The sequence below is a fragment of the Thermoanaerobaculia bacterium genome, assembly GCA_035260525.1.
Taxonomy (GTDB): Bacteria; Acidobacteriota; Thermoanaerobaculia; order UBA5066; family DATFVB01; genus DATFVB01.
Window position 1 is genome coordinate 1 of sequence record DATFVB010000145.1, and the last position, 8,768, is coordinate 8,768.

The window sequence follows — 8,768 nt, forward strand, 5'->3', positions numbered from 1 at the left end:
GGGACGTCCCGCGGAGCCCAAAAACCTCTCGCCGCTGTCCGCGTTCGCCCTCCACGCCGTCTTCCTGCTCTTCCTGGCGTCCTGGTACGCCCTGTCGGGACGTCCGCCGATCGCCGACTTCCTGAAGATCCGGTCCGACCGACCCATCCGGCTGCTGCTCGCCGGGTTTCCCATCGCCGCATTCGCGTGGGGGATCTCGCTCTGCGGCATGCTGGCGATCCAGTGGATCGTGTCGATCTTCGGCCCGGCGGCCCCGCCGCCGCGCATTTCGCCCGTGATCCCGTGGATCGTGGCCCTCCCGGTCGGCTTCAAGATCGCCATCGTCGTTTCGGCGATGATCTTCGAGGAGGCGTTCTTCCGTTCGTTTCTGCAGCCGAGGATCGGCGCGGTCGGCGCCACGCTCTTCTTCACGCTCGCGCACGGCGTTTACGGCCAGCCCCTGATGCTCGTCGGGATCTTCATCCTCGCATCGGTGCTCGCGCTCACTTTCGAGCTCTACCACAACGCGCTGCCGGGGGTCGTGGCGCACGGCGCCTTCGACGCGTTCGAGCTCTTCGTGCTGATTCCGCTCGCGCTGAAATTCGTGGGGTAGCCCGGGCCCGTCCTTCCCCTCCTACAGGGGCGCCCTGTCGAAACCGGACCAGACGCTCACGTCCGTTCCTTCGACGGAGCCGGCCGCTCCCGGGGACGACCTCTTCCACGCATCGAGCAGGACCCGCGCCGCCGCCGCGTCCGACGCGCGCAGGCGTCCGGCGTACGCGACGCGGCCGCGGGACTTGAAGAACAGGAACCGGTCCGCGCGCCATCCGGCGGCCGCGCCGTCTGCGCCTTCGACCTTCCCCTTCCGGAAGAGGAACCGCAGCGTCCATTCGCCCAGGGTGTCGGAATAGAGGAAGGCGCCTCCGGCGGGGGGCGTCACCGCGCCGTCGCCGAGGAGCGGGCCGGTGGGCGTCGGGCGGGAGGAGCCGGGATGCAGGATTTCGGCGGACGTCGCCGGCGGCGATTCCCAGAGCGCGTCGATGGCTTTCCAGCCGCCGCGCTTTTTCGCCTGCCGGACGTAGGCGGTCCCGTCGCTGTACGGGAAGAGGAGCTGCTCGGAGAAGAACGCCGGGACCTTGGCCGCGTCCGGATCGAGGTCGGCGAGCGAGGACGTCAGCAGAGGCGCGAGCATCGCCTCCACCCCCTCGTCGCCGCCCGGAAGGTCCTTCACGGCGCTCTCGATCATGACCTCGGTCGCCTCCCCCTCGAGCAGCGCGTCGATCGCGAGCGCCGCGTCGCCGTTGCTCTTCAGCGCCCGGAGCCGCCGGTCGAGCGAGAGATACTGGTCCTGCAGGGCGTGCGTCAGCTCGTGGGTGAAAACGAGCGTCTCCTCCATCCCGCCGAAGCCTCCCAGCTTGTCCCGGCCCGCCGACGAGAGGAAGAATTCCCCCGCGACCGGGTCGTAGAAGGCGAGGACCTCTCCGCCGTAGAAGTCGAGGAGCCGGTCGAGGAGGCCCGGAAGGTCGCTTTCGGAGATCGCACCGACCGCGGCGAGCGACCGGAAGTAGTCGTCCGGCGCGACGACGAGCCCCTCCGCGAGTTTTTGCGCGAGCAGGGCGCGGAGCTTCGCCGGCCCGACCTCCTCCGATGGTACGGGGCGCCGGAACGCGCGCCCGCGGATCGATTCGACGCTCCGGCGCGCCTCCGCGATGCGGTCGGCCACGGTCGGTGGGGCCGCGGCGCCCCCCCCGAAGAGGACGGCTCCGATGACGATCGCGATCCGTCCGAGGCGGGCTCCCATCTTGCTGCATTCTCGCATATCGGATATCTTTCCCGCGATTTTGCCGTGACGAAAAACCGCGTGGCCCCGGTGACGCTCTCGATTGCGAGCTCGTTCGACAACATCGAGCTCGCGCAGTTCGTGTGCGACTACGTGCTGCGCCCCTGGAAGCTTTCCGCCGACACCACCCACGCGATCTCCATGGCGCTCCGGGAGGGGATCGCCAACGCCATCAAGCACGGCAACCAGGGGAACGCCGAGAAACGGGTCGCGCTGACGATGCAGGTCGATGGGGACGTGTTCCGGATGAAGATCGCCGACGAGGGCCCCGGCTTCCGCCCCGATCAGGTCGCCGACCCGCTCGCGCCGGAGAACCGGCTGAAGACGTCGGGCCGCGGCATTTTCTACATGAAAACGTTCATGGACGATGTGCGATACGATTTCTCGCTCGGGGGCACGCAGGTCGTGCTGGAGAAGAAGCTCCTGGCCGAGAAGCCAGAATAGGAGGAGATCGAGCCATGAAGGCGACCGTCCGCGATACCGGCAACGTATCCATCATCGATCTGAAGGGGAAGATCACGATCGGCTCGGGCGACATCCAGCTTCGCGACACGATCACGAAGCTCCTCGACGCCGGGAGGAAGGACATCCTCGTCAACATGAACGAGGTCACGTCCATCGACTCCTCCGGGATCGGCGAGCTCGTCGGCTGCTACACGACCGTGACGAACAAGGGAGGCCGGATGCGGCTGCTCCATCTTCCGCCGAAGATCCAGGACGTGCTCACCGTCACGCAGCTCATCACGGTCTTCGACGTCTACGAGAACGAACCGGAAGCCGTCGCCAGCTTTGGAAGTTGACGGCTCGCCGGGAACCTGACGGCTCCTTCGCGACTTTTTCCGAACGCCATCTCGGGCCGCTGGAGGAGCGGCTCACCGCGATCGTCCCGGCCGACGCGTCACGGCTCTCGGCCGCGATGCGGGCCGCGCTCCTCTCGCCGGGGAAGAGGATCCGCGCGCTCGTCGCGATCGCTTCGGGCGCCCTGTTCCGCGGCGAGACGGGACCGCTGATCGACCTGGGCGCCGCGATCGAGGCCGTCCACGCCGCCTCGCTCGTGTTCGACGATCTCCCCTCGATGGACGACGCGACGCTCCGCCGCGGGCGTCCGGCGCTCCACCTCGAGTTCGGGGAATCGACCGCGATTCTCGCCGCGGTCGCCCTGATCAACCGCGCGTTCGAGCTCCTCGGGTCGAGCGACGGCCTGCCCGAGCGCCTGCGCGCGAAGCTCGTCGCCGAGCTCGCGCGGGCGGCCGGGGAGCCGGGCTGCTGCCGGGGACAGTTCGCGGACCTGGCCGCCGATCCCGCGCGCGCCACGCTCGAGGAGCTCGAGCGGATCCACCAGTTGAAGACGGGAGAGCTCTTCGTGGCGGCGGCGCGGGGAGGCGCCATCGCCGCGCGGGCGTCCGAGGCGGGCACGGCCGCGATCACGCGGTACGCGAAGAACCTCGGCCTCGCCTTCCAGATCGTCGACGACCTCCTCGAAACCCCCGACGCCGCCGCGCGCACGGGGAAGAAGGCGCACGGGGAAGGGCACCGGGCGAACTTCGCGAAGATCCTCGGCCGCGAGACCGCCGTCGCGATCGCGGGAGAGCTCACGGAGGCGGCCGCGCGGTCCGTCGAGCCGCTCGGTCCGAAGGCGCGCCCGCTCGCCGACCTCGCCTATCTGCTCCGGGATCGGCGCGCGTGATCGATGCCCCGCCGCCGCTCGAGGAGGTGCGCGCCCGGCTTCGCGCGCAGGGATATCTCGACGCCGGGATCGAGCGCGCCATCTTCAACGCCCCGCGCGCGTGGGGAGCGATCGTCCCTTCGGCCGCCGCGGGCGCGGCCGCGTGCGCCGTCGCCTCGGCGGCGGCGCTCTCGGCCCGAGGGGCCGTTGCCCCGGGGCCCGGCGTCTTCGCCGCGGCGGGCGCGCTTGTCCTCTGCGAGGCGCCGCTCGCCGCCGCGGCCGGCGGCGCGGCGCTCGTCCTGTCGCGGCTTCGCCGGGCGCCGTCGCGGCCGGCGCGGTCCGCGCTGTTGGCCGCGGCGGCGGCGGCCCTCCTCGTCTTCGGGCTCTTCACGGCGGGGGTCCGCTCGCTTCCGGCGTCGCCGGGCGGCCACCCGTGGCTCTCGCTCGCCGCCGTCGCCGTCGCCGCGTTCTACTTCGCGCGCGCCGTCCGGGCAACCTCGCTCTCGCTGGCGCTGCGCCGCCACGTCGCGCTTCCCGAGCGATTCTCGTGGCGACGCGGCTCGGCCGCCGCGCTGGCGGCGCTCCTGGCGCTCGCCTCCGTCTGGGCGGTGCGCCGCGAGCCGCCGGCCCGGTTCCCGGCGCTGACGATCGCCCCCCGTCCGATCGAGCTCGTCGTCGTCGCGTTGGACGGCGTCTCTCCGGAAACGCTCGCCCTCCTGGCTCCGGACGCGCCGCTCGTGCGCTGGCGCCGGGCGCCGGCCACGCCGCCGGAGATCTGGACGACGATCGCGACGGGCGTTCCTCCTTCCCGCCACGGTGTGGCGGCCTTCGAGCGGATCTCGCTCTTCGGCGCGGCCGCGCTCACTCCTCCCGCGGGGACCGCCTGGCTTTTCCGTGGGCCGCTGCGGTGGGCGGGAGCGACGGGCCGGCTGCCGGTCTCCGGCGCCCAGCGCCGCGCGTGGACGTTCTGGGAGATTGCGGCGCGGACGGGCGTTCCGACGGTCTCGGTGAACTGGTGGGCGTCGGAGAACGTGCCCGGGGCGGCGATCGTCGAGAACCGCGAGATCGCGCTTCGCGCGCGCAACGGTGCCGAGGACGATGCGCAGGCCATCGCGGCGTTTCGCCGTCTGGAGCGGGAGACCCGCCCCCGTCTCGCGACGGTGTATCTGCCCGGCTCCGACATCGACCGCGGGCCCCTCTCCCGCGCCGCGCGCGAGTTCGTGGCGGAGCGAGCCGCCCGGGCGCGCTCGGGCGGCGAGGTCCTCTGGCTGGTCGCCGACGGCGGCCGGTCGGGAACGACCGGCGGATGGGCGCTCGTCGACCCCGCCGCCGTCGCGGGCGGCGCGGGCCGCGCCGAGGACGTCGCTCCGACGGCGATCGCGCGGCTGGGGATCCCCGCGGCGCGGGACCTCGCAGGCACGCCGCGGTTCGCCCTCTTCCGGAAGGGCGCGCTCGAGGGGGAGACCGTCGCGACCTACGGCGACCGCCGGTCGCCCGGGCGGGGGGCCGAGCCGACGGAGACGGGACGCGAATACCTCGAGAAGCTCAAGTCTCTCGGCTATCTCCAATGAGATAGTTGGCCGACCGGCCGGCGGCCATTCGGCGCCGCGCGTCCGGCGAGCGGCGAAGGGGAGGCGCGATGAAAGCGATCTATTTCGAAGGCCACGGCGGTCCCGAGGTCCTGAAGATCGGCGAGAGGCCCGATCCGGAGCCGGGACCGGGAGAGGTGCGGATCCGGATCCGCGCGGCGGCGCTCAATCACCTCGACATCTTCGTCCGGAACGGCCTCGAGAACGTCCGGGTTCCGCTCCCGCAGATCCCGGGAGCCGACGGCGCCGGAACGGTCGACGCGATCGGCGCCGGCGTCGAGGGGTTCGCTTTGGGCGAACGGGTGCTCGTCCAGCCGGGCCTGCATTGCGGAATCTGCGAATTCTGTCTCGCCGGCGAGCAGAGTCTTTGCGTCAAGTTCAAGCTCGTCGGAGAGCATGCGCCCGGCACGTTCGCCGAGCTCGCCGTCGTCCCCGCTCGGAACGTCTTCCGGTTTCCCGACGCGATGCCGTTCGAGGAGGCGGCATCCTTCCCGCTCGTCTACCAGACCGCCTGGAGGATGGTCGTCGGCCGCGCGGCGGTGCGGGCCGGAGAGACCGTGCTGATCCACGGCGTCGGCGGCGGCGTCGGATGGGCCGCGCTCGAGATCGCGCGCCTGTGCGGCGCGGAGGTCTTCGTCACGTCGTCGGAGGAATCGAAGCTCTCGGCGGCCCGCGGCGCGGGGGCCTCGCAGGGCTGGAGCTCGCGCGACGACGTGGCGCGGCGGGTGTCGGAAGCGACGGGGAGGAGAGGGTGCGACGTCGTCGTCGACTGCGTCGGGGACGCGACCTGGATGATATCGTTGCGGGCGGCGGCCAAGGGGGGGCGCGTCGTGACCTGCGGCGCCACTTCCGGGCCCAATCCCAGGGAAGAGTTGCGATTGATATTCTGGAAACAGCTCTCGATCCTCGGCTCGACGATGGCCAACGACCGCGAGTTCCGCGCGGCCGCCGCCGCCGTCTTCTCGGGGCGGCTCAAGCCCCGGATCGACTCCGTGCATCCCTTCGACGACGCCGCCGCCGCGTACGCCCGAATGGAGTCCGGGCGCCAATTCGGCAAGATCGTCCTCGTTCCGTAGCCCGGATCATTCATGAGCACCCGGCGAGGCGAGCGAATGTCGACGATGGGCCGGTTCGAAGCGGCGTCTTCGATCTCAGCGCGGTCGGCGACACGGCGTACCCGTCGGATGTTTTTCGTCGGGGCGAGTTCCTGCAAAATTCGGCGGGAAGGACCCGCCGGGACGCAGGGGCGGATCCTGTCGCTCCCGATGGGCGGCGAGCTCGCCGACGCCGCCCGGGACCTCGTCGCGCGCCCGGTGCGCGCGTTCTTCGGGAGGGCCGCGTGAGGCCGCTCTCGATCCTCCAGATCCTCGAGAAAGGGCACTTCAACACGGGGTCGGTCGTCCAGATGTTCCAGCTCGCCGAAAACCTCCATCGCCGCGGCCACCGCGTCGCGGTCGTCTCGCGCGGCGACGGGCAGATCCGCGAGCGCTGCGCGGCCGCGGGCGTCGACTTCGTCGCGCTCCCGATGCGCAACGAATTCGACCTCGCGTCGGCGGCGAAGCTCGCGCGGGTGTACCGGGAACGCGCCGTCGACGTCGTGCACGCCCACAAGGGGATCGCGCACTCGGTGGCGCTCGCCGCGACGTTCCTCGGGCGCTGCCGCCCGGCGATCGTCGTCAACCGCGGCGTGTCGTTCCCGCTCGACGCGTTCAACCGCACGAAGTTCCACGTGCGGCTCGGCGCGGTCGTGACGGTCTGCGAGGACATCAAGAAGGTCATCGTCGCGTCCGGCCGGCTCCGTCCCGAGCTGGTTCGCGTGATCTACGCCGGCGTCGACCTCGACGTCTTCGATCCCGAAAAGCTCGACCGGCGCGAGGTGCGGCGCGAGTGGGGCGTGGCCGACGGCGACTTCCTGGTCGTCCAGGTGGGCGCGCGCGAATGGAAGGGATGGAAGCACCTCGTCGAGGCGACGGCGCTCGCGCGCCCGCGCGTGCCGAACATCAGGACGGCGATCGTCGCGTGCAAGAACGAGGAGCAGAAGGCGGAGGTCGCCGCGTACGCCGCGGAGCGCGGCGTCGGCGACGCGGTCCTGCCGGTCGGCTTCCGCTACGACATGCCGAAGGTGCTGATGGCGGCCGATCTCGCGGTCGATCTCTCGTACGAGGGGCTCGGGGTGACGGGGACGATCCGGGAGGCGATGGCGCTCGGCAAACCCGTGATCGCGACGGCCGCGGGAGGCAATCCCGAGCTCGTCGTGGACGGCGAATCGGGTCTCCTCGTCCCGGTGAAGGACCCCGCCGCGGCGGCCGAGGCGATCGTGCGCGTGGCGGCGAATCCCGCGGAGGCGGCGCGGCGCGCGCGGGGCGGACGGGAGCGGGTCGAGGCCGGGTTCTCGTCGAAGGTCCGCGTCGACCGGATCGAGTCGCTCTACCGGGACCTCGCCGGAGCCGACGCCCGAGAGGCCGCCGCGTGAGCCCGTCGATGCTGCGCGACCTTCCGGAAGAGGAGCGGCCGCGGGAGCGGCTCGACCGCCTCGGGCCGGAGGCGCTCGCCCATCACGAGCTCCTCGCGATCCTCCTGCGGAGCGGCCGGCGCGGCGAGAGCGCGGTCGCGCTCGCCCAGGCGGTGCTCAAGGAGGCCGGAGGGCTCGGCCGGCTGTCGACGCTGTCGCCGGCGCAGCTCGTCCGGCTGCGCCTCGGCCGCGTGCAGGCGGTGACGCTCAAGGCGGCGATCGAGCTCGCGGCGCGAATGGGGAACGAGGCGCTTTCCCGCGAGAAGTTCTCGAGCCCGGAGCGGGTCGGCGAATACCTGTCGCGGCTCTACGGCCGCCGCACGCAGGAATCGACCGGGGTGCTGCTCCTCGACGCGAAGCACCGGCTCGTCAAGGACCGCGAGTGCTACCTCGGGACGATCGACCGGGCCGTCGTCGAGCCGCGCGAGATCCTGAAGCAGGCGCTCCTCGAGGAAGCCGCGGCGATGATCCTGTACCACAACCATCCCTCCGGCGACGCGGCGCCGTCGCCGGAGGACGTCGACTTCACGCGCCGGCTCCGCCAGGCGGCCGACCTCGTCGGCGTGCGCCTTCTCGACCACGTCGTCGTCGGCCGCGGCGGGTGGGTGTCGCTCCGGGAGCGGGGGCTCCTCTGATGGCGAAGAAGACCTTCTACGTGACGACGCCGATCTACTACGTCAACGACCTGCCGCACATCGGGCACCTCTACACGACGATGGTCGCCGACACGATCGCGCGCTATCGGCGGGCGCGCGGGGACGACGTCCGCTTCCACACCGGCACCGACGAGCACGGGCAGAAGATCGAGCGCGCCGCGGCGGCGCAGGGGATCGCCCCGAAGGCGCTCGCCGACCGCGTCGTCGCCCGCTACCACGACTGGTGGAAGACGCTGTCGATCACGCACGACGACTTCATCCGGACGACCGAGGAGCGCCACGCGCGCGGGGTGGTCGAGCTCATCCGGCGGTTCGACGCTGCGGGCGATCTCTACACCGCGCGCCACGAAGGGTGGTACTGCACGGCCTGCGAGGCGTACTACACCGAGAAGGAGCTCCTCCCCGGCAATCTCTGCCCCGACCACGGGACGCCGTGCGCGTGGCAGTCGGAGGAGAACGTCTTCTTCCGGCTCTCCCGGTACCAGCAGCCGCTCCTCGACTTCTACCGGGCGCATCCGGGCTTCGT

The 8,768-nt window shown here is 71.6% G+C and carries 11 protein-coding genes; 10 read left to right on the forward strand and 1 reads right to left on the reverse strand.

Annotation, left to right across the window (positions count from 1 at the left end):
* Positions 1-592 (forward strand): CPBP family intramembrane glutamic endopeptidase (locus tag VKH46_06850; GenBank protein HKB70548.1); only part of this gene is annotated, 592 nt, incomplete at its 5' end.
* A gap of 21 nt (positions 593-613) precedes the next feature.
* Here VKH46_06850 and VKH46_06855 read toward each other — a convergent pair.
* On the reverse strand, positions 614-1,780 hold the full coding sequence (locus tag VKH46_06855) for a hypothetical protein (protein ID HKB70549.1): 1,167 nt from the start codon (positions 1,778-1,780) through the stop codon (positions 614-616).
* Between the two features lie 45 nt (positions 1,781-1,825).
* Between VKH46_06855 and VKH46_06860 the strand changes: the two genes are divergently transcribed.
* From VKH46_06860 to VKH46_06900, 9 genes are all read left to right on the forward strand, one after another.
* Positions 1,826-2,263: an ATP-binding protein gene (locus VKH46_06860; GenBank protein HKB70550.1), complete on the forward strand. Its 438-nt coding sequence runs from the start codon at positions 1,826-1,828 to the stop codon at positions 2,261-2,263.
* A gap of 14 nt (positions 2,264-2,277) precedes the next feature.
* Positions 2,278-2,619, forward strand: a complete 342-nt coding sequence (locus VKH46_06865; GenBank protein ID HKB70551.1) for an STAS domain-containing protein — start codon at positions 2,278-2,280, stop codon at positions 2,617-2,619.
* On the forward strand, positions 2,616-3,506 hold the full coding sequence (locus VKH46_06870) for a polyprenyl synthetase family protein (protein ID HKB70552.1): 891 nt from the start codon (positions 2,616-2,618) through the stop codon (positions 3,504-3,506). The genes VKH46_06865 and VKH46_06870 overlap by 4 nt, the downstream gene beginning before the upstream one ends.
* Positions 3,503-5,056: a hypothetical protein gene (locus VKH46_06875; protein ID HKB70553.1), complete on the forward strand. Its 1,554-nt coding sequence runs from the start codon at positions 3,503-3,505 to the stop codon at positions 5,054-5,056. The genes VKH46_06870 and VKH46_06875 overlap by 4 nt, the downstream gene beginning before the upstream one ends.
* A gap of 68 nt (positions 5,057-5,124) precedes the next feature.
* Positions 5,125-6,150, forward strand: coding sequence for an alcohol dehydrogenase catalytic domain-containing protein (locus VKH46_06880; protein HKB70554.1), 1,026 nt, complete (start codon positions 5,125-5,127; stop codon positions 6,148-6,150).
* A gap of 108 nt (positions 6,151-6,258) precedes the next feature.
* Positions 6,259-6,417, forward strand: a complete 159-nt coding sequence (locus VKH46_06885; GenBank protein ID HKB70555.1) for a hypothetical protein — start codon at positions 6,259-6,261, stop codon at positions 6,415-6,417.
* Positions 6,414-7,547 carry a glycosyltransferase gene (locus VKH46_06890; GenBank protein HKB70556.1) on the forward strand — a complete coding sequence of 378 codons (1,134 nt, stop codon included), beginning with the start codon at positions 6,414-6,416 and terminating at the stop codon, positions 7,545-7,547. Before VKH46_06885 ends, VKH46_06890 begins: the two co-directional genes overlap by 4 nt.
* On the forward strand, positions 7,544-8,221 hold the full coding sequence (gene radC / locus VKH46_06895) for a DNA repair protein RadC (protein ID HKB70557.1): 678 nt from the start codon (positions 7,544-7,546) through the stop codon (positions 8,219-8,221). Before VKH46_06890 ends, radC begins: the two co-directional genes overlap by 4 nt.
* The coding region (locus VKH46_06900; protein HKB70558.1) for a class I tRNA ligase family protein at positions 8,221-8,768 on the forward strand (548 nt) is incomplete at its 3' end. The genes radC and VKH46_06900, both read left to right, overlap by 1 nt.